Origin of the sequence: Streptomyces sp. NPDC087422, from assembly GCF_044744145.1 — a bacterium.
In the GTDB taxonomy this organism is placed as follows: Bacteria; Actinomycetota; Actinomycetes; order Streptomycetales; family Streptomycetaceae; genus Actinacidiphila.
The window spans coordinates 91,449-113,140 of the sequence record NZ_JBIUXT010000009.1; the positions used below are offsets into that span (position 1 = coordinate 91,449).

Sequence of the window (21,692 nt, forward strand, 5' to 3'; positions counted from 1 at the left end):
CGGCGCCGGCCCGGACCACCGCGACCGCGCTGCCGGGTGCGCGGGCGCAGGGGCCGCCCCCGGCGGGCGGCCCCTCTCCCGCGCCCGGCGGGAGGGACGGGCAAGGCGCCGCCCGGGTAATCGGTGTCGGGGGAAGGCGTGGGCGTGCGATGCTCGGCAGCGTGCAGACGCAGTCGCTGAGTCCCGAGTTCATTGGCCGTGACGCCGAGCTGGCGAAGCTCGGCGCCGCGCTGGCCGCCGCGGCGGCGGGGGAGCCGCAGGCGGTGCTGATCGGCGGGGAGGCGGGGGTCGGCAAGACCCGGCTGACCGAGGAATTCGTGGCCGCCGCGCGGGCGGCCGGCGCGGTCACCGCGGTCGGCGGCTGCGTGGAGATCGGCGCGGACGGACTGCCGTTCGCCCCGATCTCGACGGCGCTGCGCGCCCTGTACCGGGCGCTCGGCGCCGAGCTGACGGCCGCCGCGGCCGGGCAGGAGGCCGAGCTGGCCCGGCTGCTGCCCGAGCTGGCCGAATCCGGCGGCGGCCTGCCGCGCGACCCGCACGACGAGGACGGCCGGGTCCGCCTCTTCGAGCTCACCGCCCGCCTGCTGGAACGGCTCGGCGCCGACCGTACGCTCGTCGTCGTCCTGGAGGACCTGCACTGGGCCGACCGCTCCACCCGCGAGCTGCTGGCGTATCTCTTCCGCTCCCTCCAGCGCGCCCGCGTGCTGATCGCGGGCACCTACCGCGCCGACGACATCCACCGCAGGCACCCGCTGCGGCCCTTCCTCGCCGAGACCGACCGGCTGCGGACCGTCAAGCGCATCGAGCTGCCCCGCTTCAGCCGCGCCGAAGTGCGCCGTCAGCTCGCGTCGATCCTCGGCGCGGAGCCCGCGGACGCCGTCGTGGACGAGGTCTTCACCCGCTCGGACGGCAACCCCTTCTTCGTCGAGGAGCTGGCGTGCAGCATCACCCGCGGCTGCGCCACCGGCATCAGCGAATCCCTCCGCGACCTGCTGCTGGTCCGCGTCGAGGCGCTGTCCGACGACGCCCAGCGGGTGGCGAAATTCGTCGCGGAAGGCGGCAGCACGGTGGAGTACCGGCTGCTCGAAGCCATCACGGGACTGGACGAGGACGCCCTGCTGGACGCGCTGCGCACCGCCGTGGGCGCCAACATCCTGCTGCCCTCCGACAGCGGTGAGGGCTACCGCTTCCGGCACTCCCTGGTCCGCGAGGCCGTCGGCGACGACCTGCTGCCCGGCGAGCGCAGCCGGATCAACCGGCGGTACGCGCGGGCCGTCGAGGCCGACCCGACGCTCGTCCGCGCCGACGAGCGGGCCGCGCGGCTCGCCAGTTACTGGTACGCCGCCCACGACCCGGCCAAGGCGCTGCCCGCCGTCCTGCGCGCCTCCGTCGAGGCCAGGCGGCGGCACGCGTACGCCGAGCAGTACCGGCTGCTGGAACGCGCGCTCGAACTGTGGGACGACGCCCCCGAGGAGACCCGCGCCGAGCTGCGGCCCGCCGACTACGCGGAGGCGTACCCGGCGTGCGGCTGCCACCCCGACACCCCGCTGAGCCTGCTCGACCTGCTCGCCGAGGTCACCGTCGCCGCCCGGCTCGGCGGCGAGCGGGAACGCGCGCACGCGATGGCCAAGCGGGCACTGCGGCTGATGGACCGCGCCGACAGCGGCGACGACCCGCTGCGCGCCGCCTGGTTCTGGGCGCAGCGCTCCCGCGTCACCGAGGCGCTGGGCCGCGGCGACGGCTGGGACGAGCTGTCGCGCGCCCGCGAACTGGTCCGCGGCCAGCCGCCGTCCGCCGCGCACGCCGAGGTCCTCACGATGATCGCGAGCTGGATCATGGTGCACAAATCCGGCGCCGAGGGCATCGACATCGGGCGCCGCGCCGTCGAGTACGCCCGGCAGGCCGGCGCCCGCGACACCGAACTGCACGCCCGCGTCACCCTCGGCCTGCTCCAGGCCGACGGCGGTGACATTGACGGCGGCATCGCGGAGGTCGAGGAGGTACGGCGGCTGCTCAGCGGCGACCACGCGGTGCCCGGCGCCATCGCCCGCACCTACGGCAATCTGTCCTCCGTCCTGGAGGGCGCGGGCCGCTCCCGCGAGGCCGTCGCCGTCGCCCGCGAGGGCCAGCGGCTGATCGGCGCGCGCGTCTCGCTCGGCATCCGCTCGTGGCTGCTCACCAACGAGGGCGAGTCGCTGATCTCGCTCGGCCGGTACGCGGAGGCCGCCGTCGCCCTCGCCGAGGCGCTGCGGTACGCCGACGGCTCGTATCCGCGCGCGGGCATCGAGATGCACCACGGATTCCTCGCCCTGCTGCTCGGCGACACCGAGGCCGCCGTCCGCTACCAGGCCGCCGCCCGGTCCGGTCTCCTCCACGACACGCAGCCGCAGCACCTCATCCCGAGCCGCACCCTGGCGCTCCAACTGGCCTCGGCCCAGGGCCGGTTCGACGACGCGCGCCGCGAACTCCTCGGCGCGATCGACAGCGGCTTCGCCACCGGGACCACCCGCTTCGCCTGGCCCCTGCTCGCCGCGGGAGCCGCCGCCGAGGCCGACGGCGCCGCCGAACCGCGCGTCCTGGAACGTATCCGCGCCGCCGCCCGCGAGCTGTCCCGGCCGACGCCGCTCGCCGAGGCGTACGCCCTGGTGGTCGACGCCGAACTGGCCCGCGCCGAAGGCCGTACGGAGCCCGACCTGTGGGCCGCCGCCGCGCTCGCCTTCGCCCGCCAGGAACGGCCGTACGAACTGGCCGCCGTACGCCACCGGCACGCCGAGGCGCTGCTGGCCGCGGGACCCGAGGGCCGTGAGGAGGCCGGGTGCCTGCTCGCGCAGGCGTACGCGACGGCGGACGCCTTCGCCGCGCGCCCCCTGCGCGACCGGATCACCCGACTGGCCCAGCGCGGTCGCCTGCCCCTGGACAGCCCCGCGCCCCCCGCCGCGGACCCCGTCGAATCCCTCGGGCTCACCGCCCGTGAACGCGACGTGCTCCGCCTGGTCGCCGACGGCCTCACCAACCGTCAGGTCGCCGAAGTCCTGTTCATCTCACCCAAGACGGCGAGCGTCCACGTCTCCAACATCCTCGCCAAGCTCTCGCTGTCCACCCGCGGTGAGGCCGCCGCGCTGGCCCACCGGCTGAATCTCTTCGCCCCGGCGGCGTCCTGACGCCGCCCGCGCGGGTCAGCTCACCGTGAGGTGCAGGATGCGGTCGTCGCCCTTGGCGGGGGTGCCGCGACCGTCGGTGTTGCTGGTCGTCAGGTACAAGGTGCCGTCGTCGGCGGCGACGACGGTGCGCAGGCGGCCGTAGGCACCGGTGAAGAAGGACTGCGGCGCGGCGGCGGCGTGGACGCCGTCGAGGGGGATGCGCCACAGGCGGGCGCCGTGGAGGGCGGCCATCCAGATGGACCCGGCGGCGTAGGCGATCCCGCTGGGCGACGCCTGGTCGGTGTGCCACTGGACGACGGGGTCGACGTACCCCGCGCGGTGCGCGATGCCCTCGACGACCGGCCAGCCGTAGTTCTTGCCGGGCTCGATGAGATTCAGCTCGTCCCAGGTGTCCTGGCCGAACTCCGAGGCCCACAGGCGGCCCTTGTCGTCCCAGGCCAGGCCCTGCACATTGCGGTGGCCGTCGGAGTAGTCGAGGGAGCCGGGCGTGGGGTTGTCCTTCGGCGGCTGCCCGTCGGGCGTCATCCGCAGGATCTTCCCGGCGAGCGAGGACTTGTCCTGCGCGAGCCCGCGCTGGTTGGTCTCGCCGGTCCCGGCGTACAGCATCTTGTCGGGGCCGAAGGCGATCCGCCCGCCGTTGTGGATGGTGCCGCTGGGGATGCCCCGCAGGATCGTGTCGGGGGCGCCGAGCTGCTGGCCCTCGGCGTGCGAGGTGTCGTACAGCATCCGGACGATGCGGTTGTCCGACGCGGTCGTGAAGTACGCGTAGACCAGCCGGTCGGAGCCGAAGTCGGGGGAGACCGCGAGGCCGAGCAGACCGCCCTCGCCGCCCGCCTGGACGCCGGGCACGGTGCCGACCGCGCTGGTGGTCTTCTTGACCGGGTCCACGCGGACGATCCGGCCGGTGTCGCGGGAGCCGACCAGCATGGTGCCGTCCGGCAGCGTCGCGACGCCCCACGGGGTGTCGAGCCCGGAGGCGACGGTGCCGGTCACCTTCGCGGTGCCCTTGGCGGGCGCGGCGGACTCCGACGGGCTGGCGGGCGGCGCGGTGGTCCCGGCCGTGCCGCCGCTCGGGGAGGGCGCGGACGGCGAGACGCCACTGCCCGACGGCCGGGGAGTGACGAGATTCGGGCCGTCCGACGAGCAGCCGCCGAGGACGAGTACGGCCACGGCGGCCACAGTCCCGGCCGCCGTCCGGCGGACCCGCCCGCGGCGCACTGCGCTCCAAGACCTCACGGCGCTCACTCCCTCGTTTCGCCCCAGCACATCACACGCGAGCGGCGTCCCGCCCGCCGATCACCCGTACCCGCCGAGGCCGCACGGCAGACCCGCGTCAGTCCCACGAGCCGCGCGCGGCGGGCAGCTCCGCGATCTCCGACAGGTCCTCCGAGGTCAGCCGCAGCCGCGCGGCCCCGGCGTTCTCGGCCGTCCAGCGGGCCGACTTGGCGCCGGGGACCGGCACGACGTGCGGCCCCTGGGCGAGGACCCAGGCCAGGGCGACCTGGGCGGCGGTCGCGTCGTGCCGCTGGGCCACCCGGCGCAGTCCCGCCACCACGGGCTGGTTGGCGGCCATCATCTCGGCGGTGAAGCGCGGATGCCGGGCGCGCAGGTCGTCCGGCTCGAAACCGCCGCCGGGCGTCAGCGTGCCGGTGAGGAAGCCGTTGCCCAGCGGCATCGCGGCCATGAAGCCGATCCCGCGCGCCGCGCACCACGGCAGCAGCGACTCCAGGGCCTCGGCCGCCCACACCGACAGCTCGGCCTGCACACAGCTGACCGGGAAGACCTGCTGGGCGCGTACGAGGTGCCGGATCGTCTCGTCGTGCAGGTGCGCGCCGGTGCGGCGGTTGCCGCGCGCGCCGACCGCGCACAGGCCGAGCGCCCGCACCTTGCCCGCCGCGACCAGTTCCGCCATCGCGCCCCAGGTCTCCTCGATGGGCACCTCGGCGTCCACCCGGTGGAGCTGGTAGAGGTCGATGACGTCGGTCTGGAGGCGGCGCAGCGACGCGTCGCAGGCGCGTTTGACGTACCCGGGGCGGCCGTTGGCGACGATGTGCTGCTCGCCGACGAGCAGCCCGCACTTGGTGGAGACGAACGCGTCGCGCCGCCGCTCCCTCAACACCCGCCCCAGCAGCAGCTCGTTGGTGAACGGGCCGTACATGTCGGCGGTGTCCAGCAGCGTCGAACCCGTGTCGAGCGCGGTGTGCACGGCCCGCAGCGACGTCTCGCCGTCCTGGCGCGAGGTGCTGTACGCCCAGCTCATCGGCATGCATCCCAGGCCCACGGCGCCCACTTCGAGAGCTGCTGCACCGATTGTCCTGCGCTCCACCCGACCGTCCTCCCTCAAAGGGCCGTTCGTGATCCGCCGGACCGATCCCAGCCGCCGCCCCACTGTGTCATAGCCTCCTGACCATGAACGACATGACCCGAGACCGCCGTCCCCAGGTGTGGCTCTCTGTGCCGCCCGAGGGCGTGGACGGACTGCCGGACGCCTTCGAGTACGTCTTCTGGGACGGTGACGGCGACTTCCCCGCCGACCCGGCGGACGCCGCCTTCTACGTCGTCCCCTACATGAAGGGCGCGACCGCGGGAGCGCTGCCGCTGCCGCGGATGACCGGGGTGCGCGCCGTGCAGACGCTCAGCGCCGGAGTGGACCACATCCTGCCGCACCTGGAGCGACTGCCGCCCGGCGTGAGCCTGTGCAACGCGCGCGGGGTGCACGAGGCGAGCACCGCGGAACTCGCCCTCGCGCTCGTCCTCGCCTCGCTGCGCGGCATCCCGCGCTTCGTGCGCGGCCAGGACGCCGAGGAGTGGCACGGCGGTTTCTACCCGGCGCTCGCCGACCGCGAGGTGCTGATCGTCGGGTACGGCTCGATCGGCGCGGCCGTCGAGGAGCGGCTGATCCCGTTCGAGTGCGAGGTGGTGCGGGTGGCGCGCGGCGCCAGGAACGCGCCGCGCGGACCGGTGCACGCCCTCTCCGAGCTGCCGCGCCTCCTTCCGTCCGCCGACGTGGTGGTGCTCACCACTCCGCTGACCGAGCAGACCCGCGGTCTGGCCGGCGCGGAGTTCCTGGCCCGGATGAAGGACGGCGCGCTGCTGGTGAACATGGCGCGCGGCCCGGTCGTCGACACCGAGGCGCTGCTCGCCGAGACCGGGGCGGGGCGGCTGACCGCGGCGCTCGACGTCACCGACCCCGAACCGCTGCCCGCGGGGCACCCGTTGTGGCACGCGCCGGGCGTGCTGATCAGCCCGCACGTGGGCGGCAGCACCTCGGCCTTCCTGCCGCGCGCCCAGCGGCTGATCCGCGAGCAGCTCGTACGCTTCGCGGCCGGTGAACCGCTGGAGAACGTCGTCGCGACGAGCTGACCCGGCTGGCCGAGCGACCGGCCGACCGGCCGATGGGCGGACCGAGACGTCCCGCGCACGGCCGTCGGGGCGCGGCCGACGCGTATGCGTGAGGCGGGACGGGCACGCCTACAGCACGGGGGAGGACGGCCCTTCGGCACGCGGCGACCGCACGCGCGTCCGCCATCTTCCCCGTGGTTACGCTGAGTAGAGGAACTATGTCCCTGAGTGACGGATCTGGTGTATCGTCCCGATCGGGGGACTCACCGGGGCCGGGAGGGACGGCCACGGTGATGTGAACGACGAGCAAGTGAAGGGGGGCGACGGGCGATGCACGGCCGATGGATTCACTCCGGTCACTCCAGCGCGCGGGCCCAGAGCGCCGTACTGAGCAGCACACCGCGGCCGTTCGGCCCGCGCCGACGACACCGGACCGCACGGTGAGCTCCACCGGGGCGGTGCTCGCCCGCCCTTCGGCGCGCGGCGGCCGGGCGGGCCTGCTGCCCCAACTCCTGGTCGCGGTCCTGTGTGGCGGCTACACCACCGGCGCCGTGCTCGGCTGGGGCTCCAGCGAAGTCGCCCTGGTCATGGGCGACTTCGGACTCTCCGCCGCCGCGGCCACCGCCACCGTCTCCTCGCTGGTCTACGCGCGCAAGGTCTGCGGCCAACACCGCCCCGCCTGGCTGCTGTTCGCGGTCTCCTCCGCGATGGTCGCGCTCGGCAACGGCATCTGGGGCTGGTACGAGGTGGTGCTGCGCCGCCCGGTGCCGCAGACCTCCGCCGCCGACTTCTGCTTCCTGATGTTCGCGCCGCCCGCCATCATCGGCCTGCTCGTCCTGGCCAAACGCCCGGTCACCAGAGCCGGTTGGGTCTGCCTGGCGCTGGACGCGTCGCTGATCGGCGGCTCGCTGCTCACCTTGTCGTGGAGCCTGGCGCTCGCCCACACCGCGGCCTGGGACGGCCCGAGCACCGCCCGCATGGCGCTCTCGCTGGCCTACCCGCTGCTGGACATCGTCCTGGTCAGCATGGTGCTCGCCCTGCACTTCCGGCGCTCGGCCGCCAACCGCGCCGCGGTCAACACCGCCATCGCCGCGCTCGCCATGACCGTGCTGTGCGACGCCCTGTTCACCTCGCCGATCCTGCGCGAGCACTACCGCTCGGGCCAGATCCTCGACGCGGGCTGGTTCGCGGGCAGCATGCTGCTGGCGTACGCGCCGTGGACCGGCACCCGCACCGACCCGGTGCGGCGCACCGCCACCGCGACCCGCAAGGTCACCGGCTCGCTCGCCGCCCTCACGCCGTATCTGGCCGCCGCCGTCTGCACCCTCGGCATCCTCTACAACGTGATCACCGGCCAGAAGTGCGACCGCGTCGTCCTCTTCACCGGCTGCACCGTCGTCCTCGCCCTCGTCGTACGCCAGGGCATCATGCTGCTCGACAACATCTCGCTCACCCAGGAACTGGCCCAGAAGGAGAACCACTTCCGCTCCCTGGTCCAGGGGTCGAGCGACGTCATCATGATCGCCGCGCCCACCGGAGTGCTGCGCTACGTCAGCCCCGCCGCGCAGGGCGTCTACGGCCGCGACCCGGAGGAACTGGTCGGCACCGAACTGGCCGCGCACATCCACCCCGACGACCTGGGACGCGTCGTCCACGAGGTCCGCAGATTCCTCGCCGCGCCGCCCGGCGACGAACCCGCGACCCGGATCGAGTGCCGCATCCGCTCCGGCCACACCCGCAACCAGGACGGCTCGATGGCCGACGACTGCTGGCTCAGCGTCGAGTCCAGCGTCAACCGCTACCAGGGCGGCCTGATCTTCAACAGCCGGGACGTCACCGAACGCGTCAGGCTCCAGGCCCAGTTGCAGCACAACGCCTCGCACGACCCGCTCACCGACCTGCCCAACCGCGCGCTGTTCACCGAGCGCGTCACCCGCGCCCTGAGCGGCCGGAGGGCCGGTGACGCCCACGCCGCCCTGCTCTACGTCGACCTCGACGGCTTCAAGGCCGTCAACGACACGGTCGGCCACCAGGCGGGCGACGAACTGCTGGTCCAGGCCGCCCGGCGGATACGGGACGCGCTGCGCTCCGGCGACACCGCGGCCCGGCTCGGCGGCGACGAGTTCGCCGCCCTGGTCTGCGGCGCCAGCGCCGACCCGCGTGAGCGCGAGTTCCAGATCCTCGACATCGCGGAGCGCCTGCGGTCGGTGCTCTGCGAGCCGTACCGCGTGGAGGGCGGCGAGGTACGGGTCGCCGCCAGCATCGGCATCGCCTTCGCCGAACCCGGCGCCACCCCCGGCGAGCTGATGCGCAACGCGGACCTGGCGATGTACCGCGCCAAGCAGGCGGGCAAGGGCCGCGTCGAGGTCTACGCACCGCAGATGCAGGCCGACGTCGTCCGCCGCACCGAACTGGCCGGCAGGCTCCGCAAGGCGCTGCACGACGGCGAGTTCACCCTGCTCCACCAGCCCGTGGTGGAACTGGACAGCGGCCGGGTCACCTCCGTCGAGGCGCAGGCCCGCTGGCGGTCCGCGCAGGGCATCCTCTTCACTCCCGCCGAATTCCTGCGCGCCACCGAGGACACCGACCGTTCCTTAGAGCTGGGGCGGTGGCTGCTGGAACAGGCGGTGGAGCAGGCGGCGCTGCGGTACGGGGCCGGTCACACCGTCCCCGTCGCCGTCCGGCTCCCCGCCCACCGCCTGCTCCACCGCGACCTCCCCGTGTCCGGCATCGAGACCATGCTCACCCGGCACGGACTGCCCCCCGGCGGCCTCGTCCTGGAGCTGGCGGGCGGCGACCCCCGGATCGCCCTGGACGACCTGGAGCGGCGGCTGTCGGCGCTGCGCAGGATGGGCGTACGGATCGCGCTCGGCGGCTTCGGCGGCGGCTACGCCTCGCTCATCGCGCTGCGCAGACTCCCCGTCGACCTCGTCAAGCTCGACCGCTGCTTCGTGGAGGGCGTCGTGGAGTCGGCCCGGCTGCACAAGATCACCCGCGGTCTGCTGCGGATCGCCCACGACCTGGGCGTGGGCAGCGTCGCCGACGGCGTGGACCGCCCCGAGCAGCTGCACGTCCTGCGCGACATGGGCTGTACGCACGGCCAGGGCATGGCCTTCTCGGGGCCGCTGGACGAGCACCGGCTGCGCGGCTCGCTGACCCGCGGCGGCTATCCCGTACCGCGGGAAACACCCCGTGAACAGGTCACATCGAACGGACTTCCGCTGCCCTCGCGTCGCTCAAATACTGAGACGCGTGTCCCACCGGCTTGACACCCGCCGGGGTCCGGGAGGAAGGTCAAGGCCATGCGCACCCGAATTCTCGTACTTGGAAAGCGCGTCGGCTGACCGAGGCCGTACAGCCTCGCACACGCACCGACGCGCTCCCCTCGCTTGCCTCACGGCACGAGGGGTTTTTTGTTGTCCGGCCCCCGTCGGACACCCCCACAAAACCCTCATCACCCCCATCTTCGAGAGAAGAGAACGCAGATGACCGAGCAGGCCAACGGGTCCCACCATCCGCAGCCGCGGACCCGCAGCGCGGCTCCCGCCGCAGCAGCCACCCCCGAGCGCATGACGGGCGCGCAGTCGCTCATCCGCTCCCTCGAGGCCGTTGGCGCCGACACGGTATTCGGCATTCCCGGGGGCGCGATCCTGCCCGCGTACGACCCGCTCATGGACTCCGCGAAGGTCCGGCACATCCTGGTCAGGCACGAGCAGGGCGCCGGTCACGCCGCCACCGGCTACGCGCAGGCCACCGGCAAGGTCGGCGTGTGCATGGCCACCTCGGGCCCCGGCGCGACCAACCTCGTGACGCCGATCGCCGACGCCCACATGGACTCGGTGCCGATCGTCGCCATCACCGGGCAGGTCGCCGCCAAGGCCATCGGGACCGACGCCTTCCAGGAGGCGGACATCTGCGGCATCACCATGCCGATCACCAAGCACAACTTCCTGGTCACCGACGCGGCCGACATCCCGCGCACCATCGCCGAGGCGTTCCACATCGCCTCCACCGGCCGCCCCGGCCCGGTCCTGGTCGACATCGCCAAGGACGCGATGCAGAACGAGACGACGTTCTCCTGGCCGCCGCAGCAGGACCTGCCCGGCTACCGCCCGGTGACCAAGCCGCACGCCAAGCAGATCCGCGAGGCCGCCCGGCTGATCAACGAGGCCAAGCGCCCCGTGCTCTACGTCGGCGGCGGCGTCATGAAGGCCCGCGCCACCGGCGAGCTGCGCATCCTCGCGGAACTGACCGGCGCGCCCGTCACCACCACCTTGATGGCGCTCGGCTCCTTCCCCGACAGCCACCCGCAGCACGTCGGCATGCCCGGCATGCACGGCGACGTCGCCGCGGTCACCGCGCTCCAGAAGGCCGACCTGATCGTCGCCCTCGGCGCCCGCTTCGACGACCGCGTCACCGGCCGCCTCGACACCTTCGCGCCGTACGCCAAGGTCGTGCACGCCGACATCGACCCGGCCGAGATCTCCAAGAACCGCGTCGCGGACGTCCCGATCGTCGGTGACGCCCGCGAGGTGCTCGCCGATCTGATCGTCGCCGTCCAGGCCGACCACGAGGCCGGTCACAAGGGCGACTACACCGGCTGGTGGGAGCACCTGAACTTCTGGCGCAACACCTACCCGCTCGGCTACGACCTGCCCTCCGACGGCAGCCTGTCCCCGCAGCAGGTCATCGAGCGGATCGGCCAACTCGCCCCGGAGGGCACGCTGTTCGCCGCGGGCGTCGGCCAGCACCAGATGTGGGCCGCCCAGTTCATCAAGTACGAGAAGCCCTCCACCTGGTTCAACTCCGGCGGCGCGGGCACCATGGGCTACGCGGTCCCGGCCGCCATGGGCGCCAAGGCCGGCCGCCCCGACGCCACCGTCTGGGCGATCGACGGCGACGGCTGCTTCCAGATGACCAACCAGGAACTGGTCACCTGCGCGCTCAACAACATCCCGATCAAGATCGCGATCATCAACAACGGTGCGCTGGGTATGGTCCGCCAGTGGCAGAACCTCTTCTACGGCGAGCGGTTCTCCAACACCGTGCTGCACTCAGGCGCCGAGAACGTCCCCGGCTCCACGCAGGGCGTCGGCTCCATCCAGAACCGCGGCACCCGCGTCCCGGACTTCGTGAAGCTGTCCGAGGCGATGGGCTGCGTGGGCTTGCGCTGCGAGACCCCCGAGGAGCTGGACGCGGTCATCGCCAAGGCCAACTCCATCAACGACCGCCCCGTCGTCGTGGACTTCATCGTCCACGAGGACGCGATGGTGTGGCCGATGGTCGCCGCAGGCACCTCCAACGACGAGATCATGGCCGCCCGCGACGTCCGCCCGGACTTCAGCGACGAGCTGGACGACTGAAGCGACCGCGGACACGTGAGAGAAGGAATCCCGACCATGTCCAAGCACACCCTCTCCGTCCTGGTGGAGAACAAGCCCGGTGTCCTCGCCCGGATCACGGCGCTGTTCTCCCGGCGCGGCTTCAACATCGACTCCCTCGCGGTCGGCACCACCGAGCACCCCGAGATCTCCCGCATCACCATCGTGGTCAACGTGCTGGACGAACTGCCGTTGGAGCAGGTCACCAAGCAGCTCAACAAGCTCGTCAACGTGCTGAAGATCGTCGAACTCGACCCCGCGTCGGCGGTTCAGCGCGAACTCGTTCTGGTGAAGGTGCGGGCCGACAACGACTCGCGCTCCCAGATCGTGGAGATCGTCCAGCTCTTCCGCGCCAAGACCGTGGACGTCTCCCCGGAGGCCGTCACCATCGAGGCCACCGGCGGCGCCGACAAGCTGGAGGCCATGCTCAAGATGCTGGAGCCCTTCGGCATCAAGGAACTCGTCCAGTCCGGCACCATCGCCGTCGGCCGGGGCGCCCGTTCCATCACCGACCGCAGCCTGCGCGCGCTGGACCGCTCCGCGTAGCACCGCGGCGTCACGTAACGCCTCCTCGCCCGAATCCGTATGGCGAGACCCCGCAACCCCCGTGTCCCCACCCGTCGTACGGTGGGCCGTACAACCCGATCCAAGGAGAGACCCGAAGTGGCCGAGCTGTTCTACGACGACGACGCCGACCTGTCCATCATCCAGGGCCGCAAGGTCGCGGTCATCGGATACGGCAGCCAGGGCCACGCCCACGCGCTGTCGCTGCGTGACTCGGGCGTCGACGTGCGCGTCGGTCTGCACGAGGGCTCCAAGTCCAAGACCGTGGCCGAGGAGCAGGGCCTGCGCGTGGTGTCGGTGGCCGAGGCCGCCGCCGAGGCCGACGTGATCATGATCCTGGTCCCGGACCCGATCCAGGCCAAGGTCTACGAGGAGTCCATCAAGGACAACCTGAAGGACGGCGACGCCCTCTTCTTCGGCCACGGCCTCAACATCCGGTTCGGCTTCATCAAGCCGCCGGCCGGTGTCGACGTGTGCATGGTCGCCCCCAAGGGCCCCGGCCACCTGGTCCGCCGTCAGTACGAGGAAGGCCGCGGCGTGCCCTGCATCGCCGCCGTCGAGCAGGACGCCACCGGCAAGGGCTTCCCGCTGGCCCTGTCGTACGCCAAGGGCATCGGCGGCACCCGCGCCGGCGTCATCAAGACCACCTTCACCGAGGAGACCGAGACCGACCTCTTCGGTGAGCAGGCGGTCCTGTGCGGCGGCACCTCCGCACTGGTCAAGGCCGGCTTCGAGACCCTGGTCGAGGCGGGCTACCAGCCGGAGATCGCGTACTTCGAGTGCCTCCACGAGCTGAAGCTGATCGTGGACCTCATGTACGAGGGCGGCCTGGAGAAGATGCGCTGGTCGGTCTCCGAGACCGCCGAGTGGGGCGACTACGTCTCCGGCCCGCGGATCATCAACGAGAACACCAAGGCCGAGATGAAGAAGATCCTCGGCGAGATCCAGGACGGCACCTTCGCCAACAACTGGATCGCCGAGTACAACGCCGGTCTGCCGAAGTACAACGAGTACAAGAAGGCCGACGAGGACCACCTGCTGGAGACGACCGGCCGCAAGCTGCGCAAGCTGATGAGCTGGGTCGACGAAGAGGCGTAACACCCCTCACACGGTCTCGGGGGCTCTCGGCCGCCGGGCGGGCCAAGGGGTCTGTCCGGCGGGTGAGAAGCCCCTTGGCCGTGGCGTACAACCACCTTCGGGTGATCCTTACACCAAGGCGTAGGGTGCCCGTCAACGCGCCGATACACTGCCTTAACAAGCGCGTCAGGCTCACAGCGTCGTGCGTCTTCCACGCGGCATGCCATCCCCTCCCTCCCTGGAGCGACCGCGGGACCGGCCGCCCACGAAGGACAAGTGAGGACCACGTGAGCCAGAAGCCTGTCGTACTCATCGCAGAAGAGCTGTCGCCCGCCACGGTGGACGCGCTCGGCCCGGACTTCGAGATCCGGCACTGCAACGGGGCGGACCGAGCCGACCTGCTGTCCGCGATCACCGATGTCGACGCCATCTTGATCCGCAGCGCCACCAAGGTCGACGCGGAAGCCGTAGCCGCCGCGAGCAAACTCCGGGTCGTCGCCCGCGCGGGCGTCGGCCTCGACAACGTCGACGTCTCCGCCGCCACCAAGGCCGGCGTCATGGTCGTCAACGCGCCGACCTCCAACATCGTGACCGCCGCCGAGCTGGCCTGCGGTCTGATCATCGCCACCGCGCGCAACATCGCCCCGGCCAACGCCGCGCTCAAGAACGGCGAGTGGAAGCGGAACAAGTACACCGGCGTCGAGCTGAGCGAGAAGACCCTCGGCGTCGTCGGCCTCGGCCGGATCGGCGTGCTGGTCGCCCAGCGGATGTCCGCCTTCGGGATGAACATCGTCGCGTACGACCCCTATGTGCAGCCCGCGCGCGCCGCGCAGATGGGCGTCAAGCTGCTCACGCTGGACGAGCTGCTCGAAGCCGCGGACTTCATCACCGTGCACCTGCCCAAGACGCCCGAGACGCTCGGCCTGATCGGTGACGAGGCGCTGCACAAGGTCAAGCCGTCGGTCCGGATCGTGAACGCCGCGCGCGGCGGGATCGTGGACGAGGAGGCGCTGGCCTCGGCGCTCAAGGAGGGCCGGGTCGCGGGCGCGGGTCTGGACGTATACAGCAAGGAGCCGTGCACCGACTCCCCGCTGTTCCAGTTCGACAACGTGGTGGCCACCCCGCACCTGGGCGCCTCCACCGACGAGGCGCAGGAGAAGGCGGGCATCGCCGTCGCCCGCTCGGTGCGCCTCGCGCTCGCCGGTGAGCTGGTCCCGGACGCGGTGAACGTCCAGGGCGGCGTCATCGCCGAGGACGTCAAGCCCGCTCTGCCGCTCGCCGAGAAGCTCGGCCGGATCTTCACCGCGCTGGCCGGGGAGGTCGCGGCCCGCCTCGACGTCGAGGTCTCCGGCGAGATCACCCAGCACGACGTGAAGGTGCTGGAACTCAGCGCGCTCAAGGGCGTGTTCGAGGACGTCGTCGCCGAGACGGTCTCCTACGTCAACGCGCCGCTGTTCGCGCAGGAGCGCGGGGTCGAGGTCCGCCTCACCACCAGCTCCGAGTCGCCCAACCACCGCAATCTGGTGACGGTGCGCGGCACGCTCGCCGACGGCACCGAGGTCTCGGTCTCCGGCACGCTGGCCGGGCCGAAGAACATCCAGAAGATCGTCGCGGTCGGCGACGTCGACACCGACCTGGTGCTCGCCGACCACATGGCCTTCCTGCGCTACACCGACCGCCCCGGCGTGGTCGGCACCCTCGGCCGCATCCTCGGCGAGGTCGGCGTCAACATCGCCGGTATGCAGGTCGCCCGCGCCGCCGCAGGCGGCGACGCGCTGGTCGCCCTCACCGTCGACTCCACGATCCCGGCCGGTGTCCTCAGCGACATCGCGGCGGAGATCGGCGCGACGTCCGCCCGCGCGGTGAACCTGACGGACTGACGGTCCGCACGCGTACGACGGCGCCGCCTCCCACCGGGTGTGGGGGGAGGCGCCGTCGGTATGTCCGGCCGCCCTACAGCCGCGCCGCCTTCAGGGCCATGTGGAGCAGCAGCCGCGACTCGCCGTCGGCCAGGTCGAGGCCGGTCAACTGCTCGATGCGCGAGAGCCGGTAGTAGAGGGTCTGGCGGTGGATGGCCAGCGCGGTGGCGGTGCGGCCGGCCTGCCCGGCGTTGTCGAGGAACGCCTCGGCGGTGTGGGCCAGTTCGCGGTGCGCGGGGGAGAGCAAGGGGGCGATCACCGGGTCCGGCGGGACGTCCGCCGGGAGCGCGGTCAGTAAACGGTAGGGGCCGATGCCCGACCACTTCGCGATCGGCCCGTGCAGCGGCTGCGCGAGCGCGGCGCGCGCCGCGTCCCCCGCCTCCCGCCACGCCTCCGGCAGCTCCGCGAGCGACTTGCGCCCGTCGCTGACCCCGGCCACCGCGCCCTCCGAGGCCACCTCCCCGAGCACCCGCGCCGCCGCCGACCTGGCCGTGGCCAGCAGTTGTACGGTGCGCAGCCGCACCAGCAGCGCGACGCAGTCGCCGCGCGGGCCCGGCACGAAACAGAGCGCGGCGGCCGACGGGATCGTCCGCGGCCCCGGCAGGTCGTCCTCGCCGCCGGACGGCGGCCGGATGCAGACCAGCGCGTGCGGCTCGTCGGCGTCCGGGCCGAGCGCCGTCCGCAGCGCGTCCTCCGCGTTGTCGCGGGCGGCGCGGGTGCGGGCGGTCAGCAGGTCGCGCAGCGCCCGGCCGGTGCCCGCGCCCTCGCGGGCCGTCACCGCGAGCCGGTCGCCGATCCTGGCGGCCACCGCCATCGCCGCGTCGAGCTGGGTCGCGGTGTGCTCGGCCTCGTCCAGCAGCCAGACGTAGCCGTGCACCACGCCGCCGTGCCGCACGGGCAGGCAGAGTCTGCCGCGGAAGACGCCCGCCGAGGGCGCGGCCGGAATCCGTACCGGCCCGGTGGCGCGGGTGATGCCGAACTGCTCGAACCAGGCGCGGACCTCGGTGGTGGAGCCGCGCGTGAGGATCGACCGGGTACGCACCGGGTCCGTCGCGCCGTCGTCACCGTCGTGCACGCCGAAGGCGATCAGCCGGAAGTCCCGGTCCTCCAAGGTCGCGGGCGCCCCCAGCAGCGCCGACACCTCGTCGACCAGCTCCTGGAGATCGCCGCCGAAGCCACTGAAACCGCCGCTGCCGCCGTAGTCACTACGCACTCGTCCATTCTCCCTCATACATCTGTATGAGGGACCACACCCTGATGCGTGACAGGTGTCGCTGGTCCAACGGGTAGGCGAATCCTAGATTCGGGGCGACGGCCGGAGACGGCCGTTCCCCCGTACCGCCCTCGTCCCGGAGGAGCCACCGTGCTCGGTCCCGTGTTGCTCGCCGCCTCGCGCAGCGACCGTATGCGCCGCGTCGTCGCCGCCGCACCCGTCACCCGTCCCGTGGTGAACCGCTTCATCGCGGGCGACGAACTGCGCCCCGCGATGGACACCGTGCGGTCGCTGACCGCCTCCGGCCTCGACGTCACCCTCGACCACCTCGGTGAGGACGTCACCGACCGGGCCACCGCGCAGGCCACCAGGGACGCGTATCTGCGGCTGCTGGAAGCGCTGCGGAACGACGGCCTCGGCAGCCGCGCCGAGGTGTCGGTGAAGCTGTCCGCCTTCGGCCAGACGCTGCCCGACGGCGGCCACGACATCGCGCTGGCCAACGTACGGCGGATCGCCGAACTGGCCGCCGAGGTCGGCACCACCGTCACCCTCGACATGGAGGACCACACCACCGTCGACTCGACGCTGGCGATACTCCACGAGCTGCGCCGCGAGCACCCCGGCACCGGCGCCGTCCTCCAGTCGTATCTCTTCCGCACCGAGGACGACGCCCGCGCGCTGGCGGTCGCGGGCTCGCGCGTACGGCTGGTCAAGGGCGCGTACAAGGAGCCCGCCGAGGTCGCCTTCCAGGCCAAGGCCGACGTGGACAAGGCGTACGTCAGGGCGCTGCGCATCCTCTTCGCGGGCGACGGCTACCCGATGGTCGGCTCGCACGACCCGCGCATGATCGCCATCGCTCAGGACCTGGCGGCGCGCAACCACCGGCCGGCCGGGTCGTACGAGTTCCAGATGCTGTACGGCATCCGGGCCGCGGAGCAGCGGCGGCTCGCGGACGAAGGCGAACGTATGCGCATCTATGTGCCGTACGGCGCAGACTGGTACGGATACTTCATGCGCCGCCTCGCGGAGCGCCCGGCGAACCTCGCCTTCTTCCTCCGCTCCTTCCTCCCCGCCCGCTGATCCGGCCCGCCGGTCCCGGGCCCCTGATCCGCCCGTCGACTCCCGCCCGCTGATCCCCCCTTTCTTCACCGAAGGAGAAACGCTTCATGGACGCCGTGACCCAGGTTCCCGCGCCGGTCAACGAGCCGGTGCACTCGTACGCGCCGGGCAGCCCGGAGCGCGCCCGTCTGGAGGCGAAGCTCAAGGAACTGGCGGGCAACCCCGTCGACCTGCCGATGTTCATCGGCGGCGAGCAGCGCATGGGCGGCGGCGAGCGCTCCGACGTCGTGCAGCCGCACAACCACGGCGCCGTGCTCGGCAGCTACGCCGAGGCCACCGCGCAGGACGCGCAGGACGCGGTCGACGCCGCGCTGGCCGCCGCCCCCGCCTGGCGCGCGATGGCCTTCGACGACCGCGCCGCGATCATCCTGCGCGCCGCGGAACTGCTCGCCGGACCCTGGCGCGAGACGATCGTGGCCTCCACGATGCTCGGCCAGGGCAAGACCGCCCAGCAGGCCGAGATCGACAGCCCCTGCGAACTGGTCGACTTCTGGCGGTTCAACGTCCACTTCGCGCGGCAGATCCTCGCCGAGCAGCCGGTCGCCAACGCCCCCGGCGTCTGGAACCGCCTCGACCACCGCCCGCTCGAAGGCTTCGTCTACGCGATCACGCCGTTCAACTTCACGGCCATCGCGGGCAATCTGCCCACCGCGCCCGCCCTGATGGGCAACGTCGTGGTGTGGAAGCCGTCGCCGACGCAGACCCACTCGGCCGTCCTGCTGATGAAGGTGCTGCGCGAGGCCGGGCTGCCCGACGGCGTCATCAACCTGGTGACCGGCAACGGCATCGCCGTCTCCGAGGTCGCCCTGACCCACCCGGACCTCGCCGGTATCCACTTCACCGGCTCCACCAAGACCTTCCAGCACCTGTGGCGCACGGTCGGCGAGCACATCGAGGGCTACAAGTCCTACCCCCGGATCGTCGGCGAGACCGGCGGCAAGGACTTCGTGGTCGCGCACCCGTCCGCCGACCCCGCGATCCTGAAGACCGCGCTGACCCGCGGCTCCTTCGAGTACCAGGGCCAGAAGTGCTCGGCCTCCTCCCGCGCCTACATCCCGCGCTCGATCTGGGACGGCGGCTTCAAGGAGGAGTTCGCGGCCGAGGTCGACGGCATCACCATGGGCGACGTCACCGACCTGTCCAACTTCCTCGGCGCCGTCATCGACGAGCGGTCCTTCGCCAAGAACAAGGCCGCCATCGACCGCGCCAAGGCCGACCCGACGATCGAGGTCGTCGCGGGCGGCACGTACGACGACTCGGTCGGGTACTTCATCCGCCCGACCGTCCTGGTCTCCACCGACCCGGCCAACGAGATCTTCCGCGAGGAGTACTTCGGCCCGGTGCTCGGTGTGTACGTCTACGAGGACGCCGACTTCGAGACGATGCTCGCGCAGATGGAGTCGGTCTCGGCGTACGGCCTGACCGGCTCGGTCATCGCGCAGGACCGGGCCGCGGTGGCCGACGTGATGGAGAAGCTGCGGTTCGCCGCGGGCAACTTCTACATCAACGACAAGTCGACCGGCGCCGTCGTCGGCCAGCAGCCGTTCGGCGGCGGCCGGGCGTCGGGCACCAACGACAAGGCGGGCGCCGCGCAGAATCTGCTGCGCTGGACGTCCACGCGCTCCATCAAGGAGACGCTGGTCCCGCCGACGGACTACCGCTACCCGCACCAGGGCTGACCACGCCCTGCCCTCAGCGGCCCCCGTCACCGGTCCCCATCCGGTGGCGGGGGCCTCCTCATGGGTGACGGTCGTCTCAGATAGTAGGAAGTCCGAGTAATTGTGGCGACAGGACGGCCACGCTGACCTAACTTTGTAAGAAGCCGAACGTCTCGCTCCATCGAGCGAGCGGCGGATGCGAGCAGCGCCCTTCGCGCGGGTCACCCCCGCGGCGCCCGCTCCCCGCCCCGTTCCGTGGCGACCGCCATCCATCTCCTCAAGTTTTCCCTGGAGTTGATCACCATGGACGAGACCGCCCGCCAGAACGCCCTCCGCGCCCTCCAGCGCAGCATGGACCGCCGCGACAACGGCGGCAGCACGGGCCACGAGGCCCGCTGACCGCACCCCGCACGAGCGGCGCGCGGCCCGCGGCCGGCCCCGTGGCCCGGCCTCATGAGACCGGCTCCACACCACCGGTCTCACGGTTCCGGCCCTACCGCGCGCGCCGCGCCACCGTGAAGTGGTCGATCCGCGCACCCGTCTCCGCCAGCGCGGACACGGTCAGGGTCGACTCCCGCCCCGGCCGCGCGGGCTCGACGTCCACGGAGATGAACGAGTAGCCGGTGTAGCGGACCCGCGACCACTCGACGGTGTCGGCGACCTTGCCGCCGCCCTTCGCGGAGTGCCACGTCGTGACCGAGTCCACGTGGTGCTCCGCGCCCTCCACCGAGTCCGGCGCCGGGAAGTCGTACAGGCTGCGGCCCGCGCCGCCCGCGGTCACATAGACGACGCCGTCCGTCTCCGGCCGGGTCGTCGCACCGATCGCCACCTGCCGGGACACCTGCCCGCCGCGGATCGCGTCGGTCCGCTCGTACACGTGGTTGTGGCCGTTGATCACCAGGTCCACCCGGTGCTTCTCGAACAGCGGCACCCACTGCGCCTGCACACCGCCGTCCGAGGCGTGCGCGTTGGTGGTCGAGTACGCGCAGTGGTGGAAGAAGACCACCAGGAAGTCGATGCCGTGCTGCTTGCGGTACTGGCCGAGCGTCCGGTCCAGCCACGCGGTCTGCTTGCCGCCGGTGATCCCGTAGTTGGCCGGGATCTCGTACGAGACGTCGTTGGCGTCCAGCGCGATCACCGCGGTGTTGCCGTAGACGAAGGAGTACGAGCCCGGCTGGTTCTTCGGGTCGTGGCCGTTGCCGGGCAGCGCCCAGCGGGCCTCCTGGCCGCCGTAGCCGTTGGGCGAGTACCAGGCCTCCATGTCGTGGTTGCCGGTGGTCACCATCCACGGCACCCGCGCGGCCACCGACTCGGTCTGCGCGAGGAAGGAGTCCCAGGTGCGCGCGTCGTAGTCCGCGCCGTCCGCGGGCAGGCCCGCGCCGTCCGGGTCGGCGTAGCAGATGTCACCCGCGTGCAGGTGGAAGGCCGGGTTGCGGGCCAGGATCAGCGAGTCGTTGGCCAGTGCGTGGTAGCTGACGCCCTGGTCGCCGAAGGCGGTGAAGGTGAAGCGCTCCCGCTTGCTCTGCGAGGGAGCGGTGGTGAAGGAACCCACGGTCGCGAAGGCGGCGGCGTCCGCCGGGTCGAAGCCCTCGTGGCCGACGCCGTAGTAGTAGGTGGTGTCGGGACGCAGCTTGTCCAGCGCCACGTGCAGGTAGTACTGGTCGACCGGCGGCAGCTTGCTGTTGAGGAGCTGCGGGGTGTGCAGCGCCCGCACCTCCGCCTCGATCTTGTGGCTGAGCGACCAGGGCTGGAGACCGACCCGCAGGAACGGCCTGCGGACCGCGAGCGGCACCTGCCAGGAGACCCGGAACTGGGTCTTCGGGTCGGGGCCGAAGGCGAGGTGGCGGCCGAACGGGGCGACCAGCGCGCCGTCGACGTGGTGCCCGGTGGCGGGCCGGCCGAGCAGCGTCGGGCCCGCGCCGGGGCTCGGGGTGCTCGCGGCGGCGACGCCGCTGAGGAGGCCGGAGGCGGCGATCGTGCCCGCGGCCGCGACACTGCCGCCGATGACCCGGCGGCGGGTCAGCTTGGCGCGCAGGTATTCGTGCTGCTCCGCCATGCTCATCCGACCGGCGAGCCTGGCGTCGATACCCATCTGTGGTGTGTCCATGACGCGCAATCTCCCAGCGCCGTCCTACCGTGGCCCGACTGGCGTCCGTCCGCGCGGTGAACGCGGCGTGGCGACCGGCTGACGCCCAGGATGCCGGATACCTCCGGTCGTCCGGCATGCGGACACGCCGTGTCAGGGGCTGGGACGCGGA

General features: G+C 72.3%; 14 protein-coding genes. 10 read left to right on the forward strand and 4 right to left on the reverse strand.

Annotation, left to right across the window (positions count from 1 at the left end; genetic code table 11):
* The first annotated feature begins 149 nt into the window (after window positions 1-149).
* Window positions 150-3,161, forward strand: a complete 3,012-nt coding sequence (locus ACIO6U_RS26420) for an AAA family ATPase (protein ID WP_401722863.1) — start codon at window positions 150-152, stop codon at window positions 3,159-3,161.
* A 15-nt stretch (window positions 3,162-3,176) separates the two neighbouring features.
* Here ACIO6U_RS26420 and ACIO6U_RS26425 read toward each other — a convergent pair whose 3' ends face one another.
* Together ACIO6U_RS26425 and ACIO6U_RS26430 are read right to left on the reverse strand one after the other, a co-directional pair.
* Window positions 3,177-4,331: a PQQ-dependent sugar dehydrogenase gene (locus tag ACIO6U_RS26425; protein ID WP_401722866.1), complete on the reverse strand. Its 1,155-nt coding sequence runs from the start codon at window positions 4,329-4,331 to the stop codon at window positions 3,177-3,179.
* Between the two features lie 163 nt (window positions 4,332-4,494).
* Window positions 4,495-5,487 (reverse strand): aldo/keto reductase, encoded by a 993-nt coding sequence (locus ACIO6U_RS26430; protein WP_355348110.1) that lies wholly within the window; start codon window positions 5,485-5,487, stop codon window positions 4,495-4,497.
* Between the two features lie 92 nt (window positions 5,488-5,579).
* Here ACIO6U_RS26430 and ACIO6U_RS26435 point away from each other — a divergent pair, with 92 nt between their 5' ends.
* The 6 genes from ACIO6U_RS26435 to serA all read left to right on the forward strand — a co-directional run bounded on the left by ACIO6U_RS26435 (window position 5,580) and on the right by serA (window position 15,405).
* Window positions 5,580-6,524: a 2-hydroxyacid dehydrogenase gene (locus tag ACIO6U_RS26435; RefSeq protein ID WP_401723107.1), complete on the forward strand. Its 945-nt coding sequence runs from the start codon at window positions 5,580-5,582 to the stop codon at window positions 6,522-6,524.
* 419 nt (window positions 6,525-6,943) lie between these two features.
* On the forward strand, window positions 6,944-9,772 hold the full coding sequence (locus tag ACIO6U_RS26440; protein ID WP_355348113.1) for an EAL domain-containing protein: 2,829 nt from the start codon (window positions 6,944-6,946) through the stop codon (window positions 9,770-9,772).
* Window positions 9,773-9,988: 216 nt separating this feature from the next.
* Window positions 9,989-11,866 (forward strand): acetolactate synthase large subunit, encoded by a 1,878-nt coding sequence (locus tag ACIO6U_RS26445; RefSeq protein WP_355348116.1) that lies wholly within the window; start codon window positions 9,989-9,991, stop codon window positions 11,864-11,866.
* A gap of 36 nt (window positions 11,867-11,902) precedes the next feature.
* Window positions 11,903-12,430, forward strand: coding sequence for an acetolactate synthase small subunit (gene ilvN, locus ACIO6U_RS26450; RefSeq protein WP_188284938.1), 528 nt, complete (start codon window positions 11,903-11,905; stop codon window positions 12,428-12,430).
* A 117-nt stretch (window positions 12,431-12,547) separates the two neighbouring features.
* Window positions 12,548-13,546: a ketol-acid reductoisomerase gene (gene ilvC / locus ACIO6U_RS26455; RefSeq protein ID WP_355348120.1), complete on the forward strand. Its 999-nt coding sequence runs from the start codon at window positions 12,548-12,550 to the stop codon at window positions 13,544-13,546.
* A gap of 266 nt (window positions 13,547-13,812) precedes the next feature.
* A complete protein-coding gene (gene serA / locus ACIO6U_RS26460; protein ID WP_355348123.1) occupies window positions 13,813-15,405 on the forward strand; it encodes a phosphoglycerate dehydrogenase in 1,593 nt (530 codons plus the stop codon).
* A gap of 73 nt (window positions 15,406-15,478) precedes the next feature.
* On the opposite strand, the gene ACIO6U_RS26465 is transcribed toward serA, so the two are convergent.
* On the reverse strand, window positions 15,479-16,675 hold the full coding sequence (locus ACIO6U_RS26465; protein ID WP_355348126.1) for a helix-turn-helix domain-containing protein: 1,197 nt from the start codon (window positions 16,673-16,675) through the stop codon (window positions 15,479-15,481).
* A 132-nt stretch (window positions 16,676-16,807) separates the two neighbouring features.
* Here ACIO6U_RS26465 and ACIO6U_RS26470 point away from each other — a divergent pair, with 132 nt between their 5' ends.
* The 3 genes from ACIO6U_RS26470 to ACIO6U_RS26480 all read left to right on the forward strand — a co-directional run bounded on the left by ACIO6U_RS26470 (window position 16,808) and on the right by ACIO6U_RS26480 (window position 19,833).
* The gene (locus tag ACIO6U_RS26470; RefSeq protein WP_401722872.1) at window positions 16,808-17,737 is read left to right on the forward strand and encodes a proline dehydrogenase family protein; all 930 of its coding nucleotides are present in this window, start codon (window positions 16,808-16,810) and stop codon (window positions 17,735-17,737) included.
* A gap of 86 nt (window positions 17,738-17,823) precedes the next feature.
* The gene (gene pruA, locus ACIO6U_RS26475; RefSeq protein WP_391044767.1) at window positions 17,824-19,455 is read left to right on the forward strand and encodes an L-glutamate gamma-semialdehyde dehydrogenase; all 1,632 of its coding nucleotides are present in this window, start codon (window positions 17,824-17,826) and stop codon (window positions 19,453-19,455) included.
* 234 nt (window positions 19,456-19,689) lie between these two features.
* Window positions 19,690-19,833 carry a hypothetical protein gene (locus tag ACIO6U_RS26480; protein WP_188284990.1) on the forward strand — a complete coding sequence of 48 codons (144 nt, stop codon included), beginning with the start codon at window positions 19,690-19,692 and terminating at the stop codon, window positions 19,831-19,833.
* 94 nt (window positions 19,834-19,927) lie between these two features.
* Here ACIO6U_RS26480 and ACIO6U_RS26485 read toward each other — a convergent pair whose 3' ends face one another.
* Window positions 19,928-21,541, reverse strand: a complete 1,614-nt coding sequence (locus ACIO6U_RS26485; RefSeq protein WP_401722875.1) for a fibronectin type III domain-containing protein — start codon at window positions 21,539-21,541, stop codon at window positions 19,928-19,930.
* Window positions 21,542-21,692: the final 151 nt, after the last annotated feature.